Genomic DNA, 17,193 nt, shown 5'->3' with positions numbered 1-17,193 from the left:
TGATGGCATTCCCTCTGCTCAGCCTGATCGTCTTCGTACCCGCCGCCGGGGCAGCGGTCGTGATGTTCCTGCGCAGCGACGATCTCGTGCGATGGGCGGCACTTGCCGTCACTTTACTCGACCTGGCGCTCACCATCGCGATGCTTGCCGGTTTCGACACCGGGACCTCCGGGATGCAATTCGTCGAGAGGCGCCCATGGGTGCCGGCGCTCGGCATTACGTTTGCGCTCGGCGTCGACGGAATCAGCGCCCTCTTCGTGTTTCTCACGGCGCTGTTGGGCTGGATCTCGGTGCTCGCCTCATGGATCGCCATCGACCGCAAGGTGAAGCAGTTCACGATCAGCCTGCTGGCGATGCAGGCCTTGATGCTGGGTGTGTTTTCGGCGCTTGACCTCTTTCTGTTCTACGTCTGCTGGGAAGCGATGCTGATCCCGATGTATCTGATCATCGGCGTCTGGGGCGGCGACGGTCGGGTCTATGCGGCGTTCAAGTTCTTCCTCTACACCTTGGCGGGCAGCCTCCTGTTCCTGGTCGGCATCATCGTGCTGTATTTCGAGGGCGGCAGGACCTTCGACATCCTCGCCTTGATGGCACTTGACCTGCCGTTCGACGTTCAGTCCTGGCTGTTCTTCGCCTTCCTCGTGGCATTTGCGGTCAAGGTGCCGATGGTTCCCCTCCATACCTGGCTGCCGGACGCCCACGTGCAGGCTCCGACGGCGGGCAGCATCATCCTCGCCGGTGTGCTTCTGAAGATGGGCGCCTACGGGTTCCTGAGGTTTTCGCTGCCGATGCTGCCGGAGGCCTCGGTATATTATTCGACCCTGATGATGGCGCTCTCGGCACTCGCGATCGTCTACGGCGGCCTGCTTGCGCTGGCGCAGGACGATTTGAAGAAACTGGTGGCCTATTCCAGCATCAGCCACATGGGTTTCGTGACGCTTGGGATTTTTGCCCTCAACCCGCTCGGGCTCCAGGGCAGCATCCTGCAGATGTTCAATCATGGCGTGACGACCGGCGCGCTGTTTCTGTTCGTCGGCCTGATCTACGAGCGGACCCACACCCGCAGCATCGCCGACTATGGCGGCTTGATGAAGGTGGCGCCTGTCTACACCGGGTTTCTGGCGCTGTTCGTGCTGTCCTCGATGGCACTGCCGGGGACGAACGCGTTCGTCGGCGAGTTGCTGGTGCTGTCGGGTGGGTTTGCGGCCAACCTTGCTCTTGGCGCGGTCGCGGTTTTGGGCGCATTGCTGGGTGCGGCCTATCTGCTCGGCATGTATCGGAGGGTAGCGCTTGGCCCGGCGAGCGTCGGTGCGCGCTTTAAGGTCCGCGATGTCAATGGCCGCGAGATGGCAGCGATCTTGCCGCTTGCCGTCTTCGTGCTTTGGGTCGGGCTCTACCCGAAGCCTTTTCTCGCCATCATCGATAGCTCGGCGATGCATCTCTTGCAGCACGTCCAAGACAAGGGGAGCGCCCCATGACCGCCGCAGCGCTCCTTCCCTCGATCCTCGCGAGCCTGCCCGAAATCACCGTGGTTGCGGGAGCTTGCATCCTGCTGATCGTCGGACAACTGGTGCCGAAGGGACAGGAAGCCACCCTTGTCTGGGCCTCGGTCGCAGTCGTGCTCTTTGCCGCCCTGGCAACATTCACGCTGTCGGGCGGGCCCTCGGCCTATGCGGGCATGTTCGTCGCCGACCCGTTCTCCGTCTTCTTCAAATCGCTGTTCTACCTGGCGATCGTCCTGACGTTTCTGCTCTCGCGCAATTATGCCGACATTGAGGGGATCGGCGGCAGCGAATACTACGTCCTGTTGCTCCTTGCACTTTCTGGAATGATGATCATGGCCTCGGCCATCGATCTCCTGTCGATCTATGTCGGCCTCGAATTGATGGTGCTCTGCACCTACGTGCTGACCGGCTTCCTGCGGCGTGAACAACGGTCAAACGAGGCGGCGCTGAAATACGTGATCCTCGGCGCGGTCTCGACCGGGATTTTTCTCTATGGCGTCTCGCTGGTCTACGGCCTCACCGGCACGACGCAACTGGACCGGATGGCGGCGGCCGTCACCGCCGATCCGCTCGATCCGGGCCTGCTGCTGGCGGTGGTCTTCATCGTCGCCGGACTGGTTTTCAAGATTGGCGCGGTGCCGTTCCACATGTGGGTGCCGGATGTCTACGAGGGCGCACCGACGACGATAACCGCCTTCATGTCCGTCGGGCCCAAGGCGGCGGGCTTCGCGGTAATCCTCAGAGTGTTCCTCAACCCGCTGGTTGCAGGCTCCAACGTCTGGATCATATTGGCCGTGATCGCGGTGGTGACGATGGCGCTCGGCAGTTTCGTGGCGCTGGTGCAGGATAATTTCAAGCGCCTGCTCGCCTATTCCAGCATCGCCCATGCCGGCTTTGCCATTTTCGGCATCGTGGCCGGCGGTGCCGACGGGATCGCCAGCGTGATGCTCTACCTGCTGATCTACACCTTCATGAATCTCGGTATCTTCGGTGCCGTCATCATGATGCGGAACGGCAATTTCTCGGGCGAGGTTATCGAGGACTACGCGGGTTTCGCCAAGATGCATCCGGGGCTGGCATTGTTGATGTTGCTCTATCTGTTCTCGCTCGCGGGCATTCCGCCGACAGCCGGATTTTTCGCCAAGTTCTATGTGCTGGTGGCGCTTGTCGAACGTGGTTTCGTCTTGCTGGCCGTGATCGCAGTGCTCTTGAGCGCCGTTGCCGCCTATTTCTACATCCGTATCGTCATGGTGATGTTCATGCGCGAGCCGGCGCGGGAGTTCGAGCCGGCGCTGACGCCCCTGGTCGGCGCCGCTCTCGCCGTCACCGCCGCCGGCACTGTCGGCATCGGTTTGTTTCCTGCGTGGTTCCTGAGGCTGGCGCAGCAGTCAGCTTTCGGCGGCTGAGCGATCGGATTTGCATTGGCCTATCCGACGGAATAAACTAGCGGTTTAGGAAAGGAATGCCCTTCGTCGCTTCCCTGGGGCGACCGCGTTACCGGCCCGAAGGAGCCGATCGCGGCTTGTGCAACGCCCCCCGATAGGTGACAGGGCTGCGCGCCATGTCTGCAGCGGATTTCCTGCCGGTTCTTATCATGATCGCCGGAATTGTTCTGGTGGCGGGGGGAACACTTTTTGTTTCCTCGCTGTTGCGGCCGTCCAATCCTTACCCCGAAAAGAACATGCCCTATGAATGCGGCATGGACCCATCAGGCGAGGCAGCCGGTGGGCGATTCAGGGTGCAGTTCTTCATCCTCGCGATCCTCTTGGTCGTCTTCGATGTCGAGGCGATGTTTCTCTTCCCCTGGGCGGTCGTCCTCAAGGAGATTGGTATCGTCGGCTATCTTGAGATGTTCGCCTTCATCGTGCTGCTTCTCGTGGGTTTCGCCTATGCCTGGCTGAAAGGAGCGCTGGAATGGGAGGAATAGGAAACACGATCCAGGATAGCGTCCTGTTCACCACGGCCGACAGCGTCATCAGTTGGAGCCGAAGATCGGCCCTGTGGCCCGAAACCTTCGGGATCGCCTGCTGCGCCATCGAAATGATCTCGGCGGGTTGCGCGCGCTACGATCTCGATCGGTTCGGTGTGGTGTTCCGCCCTTCGCCGCGGCAGTCCGACGTGATGATCATCGCCGGCACCGTCACCCGAAAATTCGCTCCTGTCGTGCGCCGGCTCTACGACCAGATGCCGGAGCCGCGCTGGGTGATCGCCATGGGCACCTGTGCCATATCGGGCGGCGTCTACAACACCTATGCCGTCGTGCAAGGCTCTGAAACCTTCGTGCCGGTCGATGTGCACGTGCCTGGCTGCCCACCGCGCCCCGAGGCGCTGATGCACGGTTTCCTGCTGCTGCAAGAGAAGATCAAGAGGTCCCGCGCGCTCGCCGGAACGCCTCTCGATCGGGCTGCGGCATCATGAGTGTGGAGCCGTCTCTCAATCGCGCTCCGATCCTGGAGCGCTTCGGGCAAGCGATCGAGGATCTCGGCAACGTGCATGACATCGATGTCTTTGCCGTTCCGCCTGAAAAGATCGTCGAGTTCTGCCGTTTCCTGAAAGACCAGCCGGAGCTTCGGTTCAATTTCCTTTCCGACATCTGCGGGGTCGACCATTATCCCGAAACACCGCGCTTCGAGGCGGTGTACCACCTCTATTCACTGCCCAATCGTTGGCGGGTCCGCATCAAGTGTCGGCTTGGCGATCCGCCCGAAGTCCCCTCTGTCACCGGGGTCTGGCGCACCGCCAACTGGCACGAGCGCGAGGCCTGGGACATGTATGGCATCCGCTTTCTGGGACATCCCGACTTGCGCCGGATCTACATGTGGGAGGGCTTCGAGGGCTTTCCCCAGCGCAAGGATTTCCCGCTCAGGGGTTACAAGGACAAGCTGAACCCGTTTGGTGCCGAAGGTCCGCCGCCGACACAGCCCGACCTCGCCACCCGGGACATACCATAGGGAGGGAGAAGGCAAGGTGTGCGCGGTTTGCGGTTTGGACGGATCCGAAATCATCGTGAACTACGCAAGCCGATCGACGCCGGAAAGTTGAGATGACCGAAGTCACCGAGCTCACGAGACCGGAAGGTGAAGCGCTCAATAGCAAGGAAGTGCTTCTCAACCTCGGACCCCAGCACCCCAGCACCCATGGGGTCCTCCGGCTCGTCCTTCAGTTGGACGGCGAGTATGTCGAGCGCGTTGATCCCCATATCGGCTACCTGCATCGCGGCACCGAAAAGCTGGCGGAGAGCTTTACCTATACCCAGATCTTCCCGCTGACCGATCGGCTCGACTATCTCTGTCCACCGTCGAACAACCTGGCCTTCGCGCTCGCGGTCGAGAAGCTGCTCGGCATCGAGGCGCCGATCCGGGCGCAATATATCCGCGTGATGATGGCGGAACTCGCGCGCATCTCCGGTCATCTTTTGATCACCGGTGCGCTGCCGATGGATCTCGGCGCCATGACCGCACTGCTTTACGTCATGCGCGAGCGCGAAATGATTATGGATCTCCTGGAAATGATCACCGGTGCGCGCATGCACACCTCCTTCTGTCGGGTCGGCGGCGTGCGCGAGGACCTGCCTGAGGGGTTCTTTGCGAAGATCAGGGAGTTTTGCGACATCTTCCCGAACCGGATCCGCGACTACGAGCGGCTGCTCGAGAACAACCGGGTGTTCCTCAAACGCACTCAGGGCATCGGCGTAATCGCTGCCGAGGACGCCATTGATCTCGGCCTGAGTGGCCCCAACCTGCGGGCTTCCGGCGTCGATTGGGACATCCGCCGTGACGAGCCTTACGAGATTTACGACCGGCTTGAATTCAATGTCGTCACCCGCGGGGAGGGCGATTGTTATGCGCGTTGGAGGTGCCGGGTCGATGAGATGCGTGAAAGCCTTCGGATCATCGAACAATGCGTCGAGCAGATGCCCGAGGGACCGTTCCAGATCGACATGCCGACTGTCGCCTTCCCCGTCGACAAGGAGCGCGTGCATTGTTCGATGGAGGCGTTGATCCAGCATTTCGACCTGTCGGCCTATGGCTTCAACGTGCCGAAGGGCGAGGTCTATTCGGCAATCGAGGCGCCCAAAGGCGAGCTCGGCTTCTACATCATCAGCGACGGCTCGCCGAAGCCGTTCCGCATGAAGGTCAGGGCGCCCTCGTTCGTCAACCTCCAGGCAGTCTTCGGGGTGACGAACGCCCGCTATCTGGCGGACATGATCGCCGTGCTCGGCAGCCTCGATCCCGTCATGGCGGAGGTGGACAAGTAGCGGGGATTTTGACGTGATGACGATGCGCGAAAAGATCGAACAGGCGGCGGCGCGGTACCCCGATCGGCGCTCGGCGATCATGCCCGCGCTTCTGATCGCGCAGCGGAAACATGGCCATTTGCCTGGGCCGGTGCTGGAGGAGGTGGCAGAAATCCTCGGCGTCGAGCGGATCTGGGTCTACGAGCTTGCGACCTTCTACACGCTTTTCCACACCGAGCCGGTGGGGAAGTTTCATCTGCAGCTCTGCGACAATGTTTCCTGCATGCTGCGGCGATCGGAGGATCTGCTGAGGCATCTGGAGGACGTTCTCGGGATCGAGAAGGGCGGCACCACACAGGATGGCCTGTTCACGCTCTCGACCGTCGAATGCCTGGGGGCCTGCGAGATGGCCCCGGTGATGCAAGTCGGCGACGACTATCACGGCAATCTCGACATTGCGCGGATCGATGCGCTCCTCGCCCGGCTGCGCGCGACGGTGCCCCGCACGATCGGCGCGGATCTTGCTGCTACGGAATCCCCGGGGGAATAGCATCATGTTCGAGCCGGTCCTTTTGAAAAACATGAACGTGCCGGATGGATATCTCCTCTCCACCTATGAGGCTGGCGGCGGTTATCGGGCACTGGAGAAGGCGCTCAAGGAATACACGCCCGACGACGTCATTGAGCTCATAAAAAGATCGAATCTGCGGGGCAGGGGCGGAGCCGGCTTTCCTACGGGAATGAAATGGAGCTTCGTGCCGAAGCGGGCAGACAAGCCGAAATATCTCTGCTGCAACGCCGACGAGGGAGAGCCCGGAACCTTCAAGGACCGGCTCATCATGGAGCGGGACCCGCACCAACTGATCGAAGGCATGGTCATCAGCGCCTACGCGATCGGGGCCGAGGTCGCCTATGTCTATGTCCGCGGGGAGTACGTGCTGGCGATCCGACGCCTGGAACAGGCGATCGCAGAAGCCGAGGCCAAGGGGTATCTAGGGGCGCGGATACTCGGATCGGATTTCAATTTCGTCGTGCACGTCCACTGCGGCGCGGGCGCCTATATCTGCGGCGAGGAGACTGCGATGCTCGACTCGCTTGAGGGCAAGAGAGCGCAGCCGCGCCTGAAGCCGCCGTTCCCGGCGGTCGCGGGGCTCTATGCCAGCCCGACGGTCATCAACAATGTCGAGACCCTGGTCTGTGTGCCGCATATCGTGGTGCGCGGCGCCGATTGGTTCCGTGGCATCGGGCCCGAGAAGAGCCCCGGCCCGAAGCTTTACTGCGTCAGCGGGCATGTGCGCAAACCGGGGCTTTACGAATTGCCGATGGGAGTTCCGCTTCGCGAACTCGTCGAGGACCATGCCGGCGGGCCGCCGACCGGGCGCAAGATCAAGGCGGTGATACCAGGTGGGGTTTCCGCGCCGGTGATCCCGGAGCAGGGCCTGGACGTCGGGATGGATTTCGACTCGCTTGCCGCCGTTGGCTCCATGCTCGGCTCGGCCGGGGTGATCGTTGTTGACGACACGACCTGCATGGTCAAGGTCGCCACCCGGATCATCGAGTTCTTTCACCACGAGTCCTGCGGCAAGTGCACGCCCTGCCGCGAGGGCTTGAACTGGGTGGTGAAAGTGCTTCGCCGGATCGAAGCTGGCGAGGGCGCGCCCGGCGACATGGAGCAGCTGGACATGCTCTGCAAGGGCATTTTCGGCAATACCTTTTGTGCCTTGGGTGACGGTGCGGCGATGGGCCTGCGGGCCTCGCTGACGCACTTCCGCGATGAGTTCGTCGCCCATATCGAAGAGCGGCGCTGCCCGTTTGTTTGAGGGACGCCCTCGGCGAGGGCGCGAGTAAGTCATGGTAAGCGTTACGATCAATGGACAGACACTCGACGTTGATGCCGGTACGACGGTGCTGCAGGCCGCGCAGCGATTGGGCATAGAGATTCCGACCTTCTGCTACCTGAAGCGCCTGCCGCCGCTCGCCTCCTGTCGCATGTGTCTCGTCGAGATCGAGGGACTGCGCCGGCTACAGCCTTCCTGCGCCACCGCGGTCATGGAAGGCATGGTCGTGCGAACCGACACGCCGTTGATTGATGAAACGCGCTCATCCATGCTCGACATGTTGCTCGCCAACCACCCGCTCGACTGTCCGATCTGCGACAAGGGCGGCGAATGCGAACTTCAGGACATGGTGATGGCCTATGGTCCGGGGAAAAGCCGCTTTCGTGATCCCAAGCGTGTCTTCCACTCCCGCGACATTCGGCTGAGCCCAGTCGTCATCATGAATGTCAACCGCTGCATCCAGTGCCAGCGCTGTGTGCGCATGTGCGAGGAGGTCGTCGGCGCGGTCGCCCTTGGCACCGTCGAGAAAGGCATGGATACGGCCGTCACCGGGTTCGAGGGCAGTCTCGCCAGCTGCGACCAGTGCGGCAACTGCATCGAGGTCTGCCCGGTCGGCGCATTGATGAGCTTCCCCTATCGCTACAAGGCACGACCCTGGGACCTCGCCGAGACCGACACTGTCTGCCCGCATTGCGGGACCGGCTGCCAGTTGACCGTCGGGGCGCGCAAAGGCGAGTTCATGCGGGTCCGCTCCAAGGAGGAGCACGGCGTCAACCGCGAAACGCTCTGCGTGCGTGGCCGCTTCGGCCTCGACTTCATCGAGGGACACGATCGGATCAAGCGACCGATGATCCGCCGCGATGGCATCCTGGCTCCGGTTTCCTGGGATGAAACAGGAGCCTATCTGCGTCGGCGGCTGGCAGCGGTCGAAAGCAAGGCGGCTGGCGGAATTGTCTCGCCGCGCCTGCCGAACGAGGTGCTCTATCAGTTCCAGAAACTGATGCGCACGGTCTTTAGAACCAACAACATCGACTGCTCGTCGCGCTGGTCCACTCCCTTCGATGCGCTCGCCCCGCTGATGGCGAACTACACGCGTGCGCCGCTGAAGGAGGTGATCGGCGTCGATCGGGTGCTTGTCATCGGCGGCAATGTGACGGAGGAAAATCCGGTTACCGAATATCTGCTGCGGGATGCTGCCCGGCGGCGGCGCACCGGATTGCTCATGCTCACGACGCGGCCGTCCCGTCTCGACGCCGATGCCGATGTTGTGGTTCGCGTGCCCCCCGGTGGAGAGGCCGCGAACATTGCGGCCGTGGTCGCTCGACTTGCTGTGGCGGCCGGTGAGAAACTGCCGGGCGACGCTCTTGACGAACTCGGAGCGACGAAAGGCCGGCCGGCGGGCAATGGCAGCGACGGACCTGATCGTCTGGCCGCCGCGCTCAATGAAGGCAGCACCGCCACCGTGCTTGTCAGTGTCGATCTCCTGAGGTCGTCCGAAGCGCGCGCGTCGTTGCAGCAGCTCAGCAACCTGTTGCAACTTCTCCGCCTCCTCGGCAAGGCCCCGGCGTTGCAGCTCCTCTTCGATCGCGCCAACCAATTGGGCGCCTGGGACATGGGGGCCGTAGCGGGTGCCTTGCCGGGGCTGCAGGCGGTCGCCGACGACACGCGGCGCGCCGCTCTTGCCCGGGACTGGGCGGCCGAAATCCGCCATGAGCCGGGCGTCGATCTCGACGGGATGCTGGATCTCTGCGCCGCTGGGCAGATGGGGATGCTCTACCTCGTCGGAACCGACCCAATGATCGCCTATCCGGACAGGGAGTTCGTCGCCCAGGCCCTCGGTGCCGTCGATCTGCTGATCGTGCAGGACAGTTTCCTGACGGAGACGGCGGGTCTCGCCGAAGTCGTCTTGCCGGCAGCGGGCTACGGTGAAGAACCCGGCAGCTTTACCAACAACGAGGGCCGCGTCCAGCAGGTGCGCAAGTTCCGGGAACCGGTCTTCGAGGCGCGAGGCAATCTCGCGATCTTCGATTTTGTCGCAGCGATGCGCGGCCAAACATTGCAGCATTCGACGCAGGTCGAGATTTTCGAAGAGATCGCCCAGCTGATTCCGGCCTATCAGGCGTTGACTTGGCCAGGGCTTGGCGCCGACGGCGCCTTCACCAAGGCGGGCCCGCCGCCGGCGGGTGCTTTCTGCGCTCCGCCACCTGTCTCGCGGAAGGGCGACGGGCTCGTGCTCATCACGGGCAACTGCCTGTTCCACAATGGCTATCTTTCAGAGCGCTCGGAGATCCTGAACACGGTCGCGAACGATCCCTATGTCGCGTTGAGCGCCGAGGACGCTGCGCAGCTTGGCCTTTCGGATGGTGATCAGGTGGTCGTTCGTTCGCCCCGCGGTACGCTGACGGCGCAGCTCAAAGTCGACAAGGCATTTCCCAAGGGCCTCGTCTTCGTTCCCGAAAACTTTCGGTCTTTGCGCCTCAACAGCTTGATGCGGCGAGGCGAATACCCGTGTCCAGTCGAGGTCCAAAGGGCGCAAGCTGCGCGCGAAGCCGACGGCAGGACCCGGATCTGGCGCGGAGCATGAGGGTTGGTCACGAAGCGCCCGCGAGGCGCGGCGTCTTCATCCAGCCAGCGCGAAGCTTCATCAATGATAGCCGGCCCCGGCAATGTATTCGTGTAGGTGCCGCTCCGTGCGCTGCGCTTCGTCCAGCCGATGCTTGACCACGTCGCCGATGCTGACGACGCCGACGATGGCGTCCTCTTCCATCACCAGCACATGACGCGTCCGCCGCTGGGTCATGATCGACATTACCAGGGGCAGGCCATCGAGAGCCGAACAGATCGCCACATTGCGGTTCATGATGTCGGCAACCGGCATCAGCGCCGCCTCGGGTCCGTATTCCGCAAGCGCGTTGCAGCAATCCCGCTCCGACAACGTGCCGAGATACCTTCCGGGCGCGTGGCTGACGACCACGAAGCCGATATTGTTGTCACGAAAGAGCCGCAGGACCTCCACCATCGTCTGGTCGGGAGCGACTGCGATCACGCCGACGCCCTTGTCCTTCACGATTTCACCGACAAACATCTGAGCCTCCTATCTTCGCGCCCCGGTTCAATCCTTCACGTTCGCCGGATGTTGCGCCACCAGTTGTAGCCATGCGGCTCGCTCGTCTCGACCAGCACGTCCTCTTCTGTATTCAGACGTGCGGCCACGACGCCACCGCCGGTCATTGCTTTTCCAGGTTTGCCAAGCAGATCGTCACGTCCGATCACGAGGTCGCGTGACGAGAAACTCGAGAACTCATACTGCTGGCCAAGCGCGATGGCGTCCGCCGGGCAGGCGTCCTCGCATAGGCCGCAAAACAGGCACCGAGCCGTGTCGATCTCGAATTTTGCCGGGTGGCGGTTGCCGTTTTCGTCCTCGTAGGGGACGACCTCGATGCAATCGCAGGGGCAGATGCGAGCGCATAGTTCGCACGCGACGCATTTGATCTCGCCCTCTTCATCGCGTTTCAAGAAGTGATGGCCGCGATAGCGCGAGTAGGGGAGCCACTTCTCCTTATCCGGATACTGCATGGTCACGGGCTTGGAGAACATATAGCCAAAGGTCAGCATGAAGGCTTTTGCCAGATCGCCAAAAAGGGCCCAGCCGATCCATGTTCCAGCTCTGTCGACTACGCGTGACATCGTTGCGTCGTTCTACAGCGGCGTGCGTTATTCCACCGCAGGAGGGTCGCTGTAGTCCCTTCGATTGCTGCACGTTCTTTCCTGGGATCGACACCGATCCGGGGAAGTACGCGGAGAAGCCGCAACGGCTCCTAAGTAAAAGCAATACCAGTGATAATTATGTTCGCCATCGACAGAGGAAGCAAGACCTTCCATCCGATCGCCATCAGTTGGTCATAACGATAGCGGGGCAAGGTGAAGCGGAACCACATAAATACGTAAATGAAGAATGCCACCTTGAGGGCAAACCACAGAAGTGGTGGCAATGGGATCAAGACGCCGTTCCAGCCGCCGAAAAACAGGATGACGGAGAGGACCGATACCAAAAGCACGATGACATATTCGCTGACCATGAAGAACGCGAACCGGATACCGCTGTACTCGGTGTGGAACCCGGCGCCGAGATCCCCTTCCGCCTCAGCCAGGTCGAAGGGAATGCGCTGCGCTTCGGCCAGTCCCGCGACGAAGAAAACGAAAAACCCGATCGGCTGATAGACGATGTTCCAGAGATCACTTTGGGCGCGCACGATATCCACGAGGCTCATCGACTGTGCCAGCATGACGACGCCGATGACCGCGAAACCCATGGGGATTTCGTAGCTGATCATCTGGGCGCAGGTCCTGAGACTTCCCAGGACCGCGTATTTGCTGTTGGCGGCCCAGCCTCCGAAGATGACCCCATAGACTTCCAGCCCGATCACCGCGAACACAAAGAGCAGTGCCACGTTCAGGTTGGAAACGTAGAGCGTGATCTTGGCATTGAGCACTGAGATGGTCTCGCCGAAGGGAATGGCGACGAAGACGACAAAGGGTGGCGCGAGCGCCAGGATTGGCGCCAGTTTGAACAGGAAACGGTCGGCCTCTGCGGGAATGTGGTCTTCTTTCGTCAGGAGCTTGATCCCGTCTGCCACGGGCTGCAGCAGCCCATGCCACCCGACGCGCATGGGACCCATCCGCTGTTGCATGTGGCCGGCAATCTTGCGTTCCAGCCAGGTCAAAGGCAAAGGCAGGAGAAGCAGCATTGCGATCAGCAATGCGATCTTGATGGCGATCAGGCCAAGGGCGAAGAGAACTTCCATGTTCCGCGGCCACCTTGAGCATGTCGCGCAACGTGTGCAACGGTTTTGCGCCTACGACATGCGGAATATCAAAAACTCAAAGCGCAAGAAGCGAACTTGAAGTATCGCGACGCGCTCTACTGCATGTTTCTTTTAATCGTCCCGATTAAAGGACAAAAACATGCAGCAATTCAAAATGCTACAGCGGCCTTTGCGCGTCTGATAAGACGCGCGGCGCTGTGGCTGGCAGGCTGATACGCGACTGGAGTTGGCCCAACTTCCCCGTTGAGGGCTTCGGGCACTTCTAGCTTTTTCGATTTTCTCACGAAACGGCGGCCGTGGACAAGCGGGCGTTTCCGGTCGTGTGCTTGACGGTGAAAGCCGAACCCGTCGAGCGAGCCTATTGCCGCTCGTCGCGGTCATGCTCTTGGGGGGCCGTCGGCTTTGGTTTTTCTTCCTTCACGCCGCCGCCTCGTCATAGGTATCGAGCCCAGCGGCGACAGATACGTTCAAAGCCCGTCGGTTCCGTGCGTGGTGCTTGACAATGACCATATGTTTGGATTATTGGGTAATCGATAACCCAACAGAAAGAGCCAAGGTGACAATCTCGCTTTCTGACATTGCGGAGCGTGCGGGCGTCTCGGTGAAGACGGTTTCCGGCGCATTGCATGGCGGCTCCGCCCGCATGTCGGATGAAACACGCCAGAAGGTCAAGGCGATTGCCGAGGAACTTGGCTATGTCACGAACCTCGCCGCTCGTGGTGTCCGGCAGGGGTGGCTGCCGCTCGTCGGCGTCGTTTCCGATGGGCTGATTACCTCGCCGTTCGCCACCGAGATCGTTCGGGGATTGGACGGCGCGGCCCGCAGTGCCGGTATGGCCGTCTTCGCGGTCAATCACAGCACCGGACAGTCGATCGGCTCGGTGCTCGATGAAGTGCAGCAATTCCGGCCGCGCGCCGTCGCCTACGCCGCCATGTACCACAAGGACGTTGATTTGCCCGGGACACTGGCCGGCGCAGTCGGCGTGATGATCAATTGCCGCGAGGCTGCCGGGCGGGTGACGTCGCTGGTGCCCGACGAAGAGGGTGGAGCACGCGAAATCATCCGCTATCTGGTGGCCGCCGGTCGACGCCGCATCGCCTTCATCAATCTGCCCGGCATTCTCGCTGGCACGCTGCGCGAGAAGGGCTTTCGCGATGCGCTGGAGGAGGCGGGCATTGAGCCACTCGGTGTGTTCCCGGCGGTGCGCCGCAGCGTCTATAGCGACCGCGCGCCAAGTCTTGTCGCTTCGCATGTGGACGCGCTGCTTGCTTCCGGTCAAGAGCCGGACGCCATACTGTGCGGCAACGATCGCGTGGCAATGGAAGTCTATGCGGCGCTTGCCCGCGCTGGCTGCCGCATTCCTGACGACATTGCAGTGGCGAGTTTTGACAACCAGGTCGAACTTGCCTCCCGGCTGGATCCGCCATTGACCACGATGGCCCTGCCGCACCGCGCCATGGGGCGCCTCGCCATGGAGATCCTTCTGGCTGGGCAACCTGAACCGCCGCATCTGCGGAAATTGCCCTTCCATCTGGTCGAACGGGCATCAGTCTAGGAATCAGCGTTTCAATCGCATTCAAACGGAGGAGAACTTTCATGACTGCGCAATTGGGTAATCGTTTACTTAGCACGCTTCTTGCCACTGCGGCGCTTCTTGGCGCTGCCGGTATGGCCGAGGCAAAGAGTGTCATTCATGTCATGCACCAGGGCGATCCGGGCTGGGTGAAAGCCTACGGCGATGTCGCCAAACGTTTCGAGGAGGCAAATCCGGATATCGACGTCGAGATGATCTACGCACCGCACGACGCCTATAATGAAAAGTTCAGCGCCGCGGTGATGGCCAAGCAGCTTCCGGACGTAATGGAACTCGACGCGCCGTTCCTGGCGAACTACGTCTGGTCTGGTTACCTGCAGCCGATCAAGCCGCTCGTTGATCAGGATCTCCTCGATGACATGACGAGTTCGAACATTTCGCAGGGTACCTATCCGATCGACAAGGATCTCTATGCGATCGGCCTCACCGATTCCTCGGTCGTCCTCTATGGCAACAAGAAGTACCTGGAGGCCATCGGCGCACGCATTCCAAAATCCGTCGATGACGCTTGGACGCGCGAGGAGTTCGAAGGCTATCTCGAGAAACTCTCCAAGCTCGAAGGCGTGAAGTGGCCGATCGACACGTTTCGCGGTTACGGCATCAAGACAGAATGGATTACCTATGCTTACGGCCCGCTCCTCGAAAGCGCCGGCTGCGATCTGATCGATCGCAAGACCTGGACGGCGAGCGGCACGCTCGACAGCGAAGCCTGCGTCAAGGCGCTCACCATGATGCAAACCTGGGTGAAAAATGGCTGGGTCGTTCCCACGTCGTCCGGCACCAACCAGTTCTATGCCGAAGGTCAGCCGGCTGCCCTCGCGATGGGCGGGCACTGGTTCTACGCCGAGGCGGCCGCGGCGATGAAGGACAATATCGTCGTCATGCCGCTGCCGAAGATCGGCGACAAGGGCGTCAGCCCCAATGGTACCTGGATCTGGGGCATTTCGGCGACGTCCGAAAATCCTGAGGCCGCCGGTAAGTTCCTGAGTTTCCTCTTGAAGGACAAGGAATACCGCGACTACGCCAAGACCCAGTCGGCCTATCCGGGCCTCAAGAGCTTCGCGGCGGAATCGCCACTCTACGCAGAAGGCGGACCGCTTGCAGTGGCCTTCGAGCAGGCCTCGAAGACGGCAGTCGCGCGTCCGCCGCACCCGGCCTACCCGACGATTACCTCGGCCTTCATGCAGGCGGTCGACAAGATCTTCAACGGTGGCGACGCGCAGGAAGCCCTGACGGCGGCAGCCAAGAAAATCGACCAGGATATCGAGGACAACGCTGGCTATCCGCCCTTCGACGAACAGCACTAAGGCGCTTTCGCGGGGCCGGTGAGTTGGCCGGCCTCGCAGCCACTCGGGAGGATTGAGGAGGAGACCATGACTTTGCAACAGACGTCCGCGCCGGTCATTCCGCGCACGGGCAGGCGACACGACCGGCAGCGGTTCTGGCAGGAAGTTGCCATGATCGCGCCCGCCGTACTGCTGCTCGCAACCTTCCTGATCACGCCGTTCCTTCTGTCCTTCTGGACGGCGATGACCAACCAACCGCTCGTGCCGCGTCCGACGCCGGTGCGCTTCGTCGGCCTCCTGAACTTTCAGCGGGTCTTCACCGACCCGCTGTTCTGGACGTCGCTCTGGAACGTCACACGCTTCACGGTCTGGGTGCTGCCCGTTCAATGCGGCCTTGCTTTCCTGACAGCGCTGCTGCTGCACCAGAAGCTGCCGATGCGCAATCTTTTGCGCGGCATGTTCTTCCTGCCGGCGATCACTTCCATGGTGGTGGTTTGCGTGATCTGGGGCACGCTGTTCCAGTATCCGAGCGGTCCTCTCAATCAGATCGTTGGTTTCCTTTCCGGCGGTGCGATCCAGCCGATCGATTGGCTTGGCGACCCGAATTGGGCGATGTTCTCGATCGTGTTGCTCTCCGCCTGGCAGGCCTATGGCTTCCAGATGATCATCTACCTCGCCGGCCTGCAGGGCATTCCGGAAGAGCTTTACGACGCCGCCCGCATCGACGGGGCAAGCGCGCTCCGCCGGTTCTGGCACGTCACCATGCCGGGGCTGCGCCCCACCCATGTTTTCGTGCTGGTCATCACCACGATCCAGGCCTTCAAGCTCTACACCCAGGTGGCGATCCTCACCCAGGGTGGGCCGAAGGAAAGCACGGAAACCGTGGTGCACTACATGGTGCGCGCCGGTTTCGAGGAACAGAAGCTCGGTTACGCGTCCGCCGTCTCCGTCATCCTGTTCGTCATCGTTCTCCTGATCGCGCTTCTCCAGCGCAAACTCCTGAGGCGCTTCGATGTCTGATCTCGTGCTCAGCCAGCCCGCCCCGCTGGCCATATCCCGGGGCAACAGCAAGACCGGCCTGCGTATCGTCCAGACGGGTTGCATCTTCATTATCGCGCTGGTGATGATCTCGCCGCTCTTCATGCTGCTGATCGCCAGCCTCAAGGATGATCGCTTCCGCATCCTCGCCGACATGGGCAGCTTCCGAGCCTTCTGGGTGAATGATCCGACGCTCTCGAACTATAGGGAGATCGCCAATTTCTCCGGCGAACTCGCCTATGGCCGTTATCTCTTCAATTCATTGGTGATCCTCGTCGTCACGGTCGTTTCCGGACTGATCATCAATTCCATGGCAGGCTTCGTGCTGGCTTGGGGTTCACTGCGCGGCAAAGCCATCCTGCTCGCGCTTGTCGTCGCGCTCTATGTCATCCCGCAAGAAAGCATCATCATGCCCCTCGTCGTCATGATGTCACGGGCGGGTTTGACGGATACTTTCGCCGTACAGATTCTGCCTTGGGTGGCGAGCCCGCTCTACGTCTTCCTTTTCTATCAGTTCTTCGCGCAACTGCCGAAGGAACTCTACGAAGCCGCAGAAATGGACGGGGCCTCGATCTTTCGCATCTATCGATCGATCTACATGCCGCTCAGTCTGCCGGCGCTTGCGACGGTTTCGATCCTCATGGGGATCGAAAGCTGGAACCAGTATCTCTGGCCGACGCTCGTCACCCAGACCGACTATGCAAGGCCGATTGCCGTCGCGATTGCAACCTTCTTCGGACAGGACAGCATCTACTGGGACCGCGCCATGGCCGCGTCCGTCCTGATGATGATCCCCGTCCTCATCCTCTACCTCGCATTCCAACGTTGGTTCGTAAGCTCGTTCGTCGGCTCTGCCGTGAAAGGTTGAC

The 17,193-nt window shown here is 61.3% G+C and carries 17 protein-coding genes; 14 read left to right on the top strand and 3 right to left on the bottom strand.

What is annotated here, in order from left to right:
* Nucleotides 1-2 precede the first annotated feature (2 nt).
* The 9 genes from AC1Z3V_RS02560 to nuoG all read left to right on the top strand — a co-directional run bounded on the left by AC1Z3V_RS02560 (nucleotide 3) and on the right by nuoG (nucleotide 10,164).
* Nucleotides 3-1,478 carry a complex I subunit 4 family protein gene (locus tag AC1Z3V_RS02560; protein WP_483497053.1) on the top strand — a complete coding sequence of 492 codons (1,476 nt, stop codon included), beginning with the start codon at nucleotides 3-5 and terminating at the stop codon, nucleotides 1,476-1,478.
* Complete coding sequence (locus tag AC1Z3V_RS02555) at nucleotides 1,475-2,911, top strand: NADH-quinone oxidoreductase subunit N (RefSeq protein WP_483497051.1); 1,437 nt, start codon at nucleotides 1,475-1,477, stop codon at nucleotides 2,909-2,911. The genes AC1Z3V_RS02560 and AC1Z3V_RS02555 overlap by 4 nt, the downstream gene beginning before the upstream one ends.
* A 155-nt stretch (nucleotides 2,912-3,066) precedes the next feature.
* The gene (locus AC1Z3V_RS02550; RefSeq protein ID WP_483497050.1) at nucleotides 3,067-3,432 is read left to right on the top strand and encodes an NADH-quinone oxidoreductase subunit A; all 366 of its coding nucleotides are present in this window, start codon (nucleotides 3,067-3,069) and stop codon (nucleotides 3,430-3,432) included.
* A complete protein-coding gene (gene nuoB, locus AC1Z3V_RS02545; protein ID WP_173515017.1) occupies nucleotides 3,420-3,923 on the top strand; it encodes an NADH-quinone oxidoreductase subunit NuoB in 504 nt (167 codons plus the stop codon). The genes AC1Z3V_RS02550 and nuoB overlap by 13 nt, the downstream gene beginning before the upstream one ends.
* Complete coding sequence (locus tag AC1Z3V_RS02540; protein WP_483497049.1) at nucleotides 3,920-4,456, top strand: NADH-quinone oxidoreductase subunit C; 537 nt, start codon at nucleotides 3,920-3,922, stop codon at nucleotides 4,454-4,456. Before nuoB ends, AC1Z3V_RS02540 begins: the two co-directional genes overlap by 4 nt.
* 92 nt (nucleotides 4,457-4,548) lie before the next feature.
* The gene (gene nuoD, locus AC1Z3V_RS02535; protein WP_483497047.1) at nucleotides 4,549-5,763 is read left to right on the top strand and encodes an NADH dehydrogenase (quinone) subunit D; all 1,215 of its coding nucleotides are present in this window, start codon (nucleotides 4,549-4,551) and stop codon (nucleotides 5,761-5,763) included.
* 16 nt (nucleotides 5,764-5,779) lie between these two features.
* Nucleotides 5,780-6,292 carry an NADH-quinone oxidoreductase subunit NuoE gene (gene nuoE / locus AC1Z3V_RS02530; RefSeq protein ID WP_483497046.1) on the top strand — a complete coding sequence of 171 codons (513 nt, stop codon included), beginning with the start codon at nucleotides 5,780-5,782 and terminating at the stop codon, nucleotides 6,290-6,292.
* A 4-nt stretch (nucleotides 6,293-6,296) separates the two neighbouring features.
* Nucleotides 6,297-7,562 carry an NADH-quinone oxidoreductase subunit NuoF gene (gene nuoF, locus AC1Z3V_RS02525; protein ID WP_483497044.1) on the top strand — a complete coding sequence of 422 codons (1,266 nt, stop codon included), beginning with the start codon at nucleotides 6,297-6,299 and terminating at the stop codon, nucleotides 7,560-7,562.
* A 31-nt stretch (nucleotides 7,563-7,593) separates the two neighbouring features.
* The gene (nuoG, locus tag AC1Z3V_RS02520) at nucleotides 7,594-10,164 is read left to right on the top strand and encodes an NADH-quinone oxidoreductase subunit NuoG (RefSeq protein WP_483497042.1); all 2,571 of its coding nucleotides are present in this window, start codon (nucleotides 7,594-7,596) and stop codon (nucleotides 10,162-10,164) included.
* Between the two features lie 60 nt (nucleotides 10,165-10,224).
* Here the strand turns inward: nuoG and AC1Z3V_RS02515 are convergent, their stop codons facing one another.
* From AC1Z3V_RS02515 to nuoH, 3 genes are all read right to left on the bottom strand, one after another.
* Nucleotides 10,225-10,665 carry a CBS domain-containing protein gene (locus AC1Z3V_RS02515; RefSeq protein ID WP_429810384.1) on the bottom strand — a complete coding sequence of 147 codons (441 nt, stop codon included), beginning with the start codon at nucleotides 10,663-10,665 and terminating at the stop codon, nucleotides 10,225-10,227.
* Between the two features lie 35 nt (nucleotides 10,666-10,700).
* Complete coding sequence (locus tag AC1Z3V_RS02510) at nucleotides 10,701-11,267, bottom strand: NADH-quinone oxidoreductase subunit I (protein ID WP_429810382.1); 567 nt, start codon at nucleotides 11,265-11,267, stop codon at nucleotides 10,701-10,703.
* Between the two features lie 131 nt (nucleotides 11,268-11,398).
* A complete protein-coding gene (nuoH, locus tag AC1Z3V_RS02505) occupies nucleotides 11,399-12,385 on the bottom strand; it encodes an NADH-quinone oxidoreductase subunit NuoH (protein WP_483497041.1) in 987 nt (328 codons plus the stop codon).
* A 96-nt stretch (nucleotides 12,386-12,481) separates the two neighbouring features.
* On the opposite strand from nuoH, the gene AC1Z3V_RS02500 reads away from it, so the two are divergent.
* From AC1Z3V_RS02500 to AC1Z3V_RS02480, 5 genes are all read left to right on the top strand, one after another.
* Nucleotides 12,482-12,619, top strand: a complete 138-nt coding sequence (locus AC1Z3V_RS02500) for a hypothetical protein (RefSeq protein ID WP_483497040.1) — start codon at nucleotides 12,482-12,484, stop codon at nucleotides 12,617-12,619.
* A 343-nt stretch (nucleotides 12,620-12,962) separates the two neighbouring features.
* On the top strand, nucleotides 12,963-13,961 hold the full coding sequence (locus AC1Z3V_RS02495) for a LacI family DNA-binding transcriptional regulator (protein WP_483497039.1): 999 nt from the start codon (nucleotides 12,963-12,965) through the stop codon (nucleotides 13,959-13,961).
* Nucleotides 13,962-14,014: 53 nt separating this feature from the next.
* Nucleotides 14,015-15,307, top strand: coding sequence for an ABC transporter substrate-binding protein (locus tag AC1Z3V_RS02490; RefSeq protein WP_483499523.1), 1,293 nt, complete (start codon nucleotides 14,015-14,017; stop codon nucleotides 15,305-15,307).
* A gap of 66 nt (nucleotides 15,308-15,373) precedes the next feature.
* Entirely contained in the window at nucleotides 15,374-16,306 is a 933-nt protein-coding gene (locus tag AC1Z3V_RS02485; protein WP_483497038.1) for a carbohydrate ABC transporter permease, read from the top strand.
* Nucleotides 16,299-17,192: a carbohydrate ABC transporter permease gene (locus tag AC1Z3V_RS02480; protein ID WP_483497037.1), complete on the top strand. Its 894-nt coding sequence runs from the start codon at nucleotides 16,299-16,301 to the stop codon at nucleotides 17,190-17,192. The genes AC1Z3V_RS02485 and AC1Z3V_RS02480 overlap by 8 nt, the downstream gene beginning before the upstream one ends.
* The last annotated feature ends 1 nt before the right edge of the window (nucleotide 17,193 follow it).

It is taken from the genome of Ensifer sp. 38_S197 (assembly GCF_056924495.1).
The sequence above is the reverse complement of the archived record's forward strand: the minus strand, read 5'-3'. Positions and strand labels throughout refer to the sequence as shown.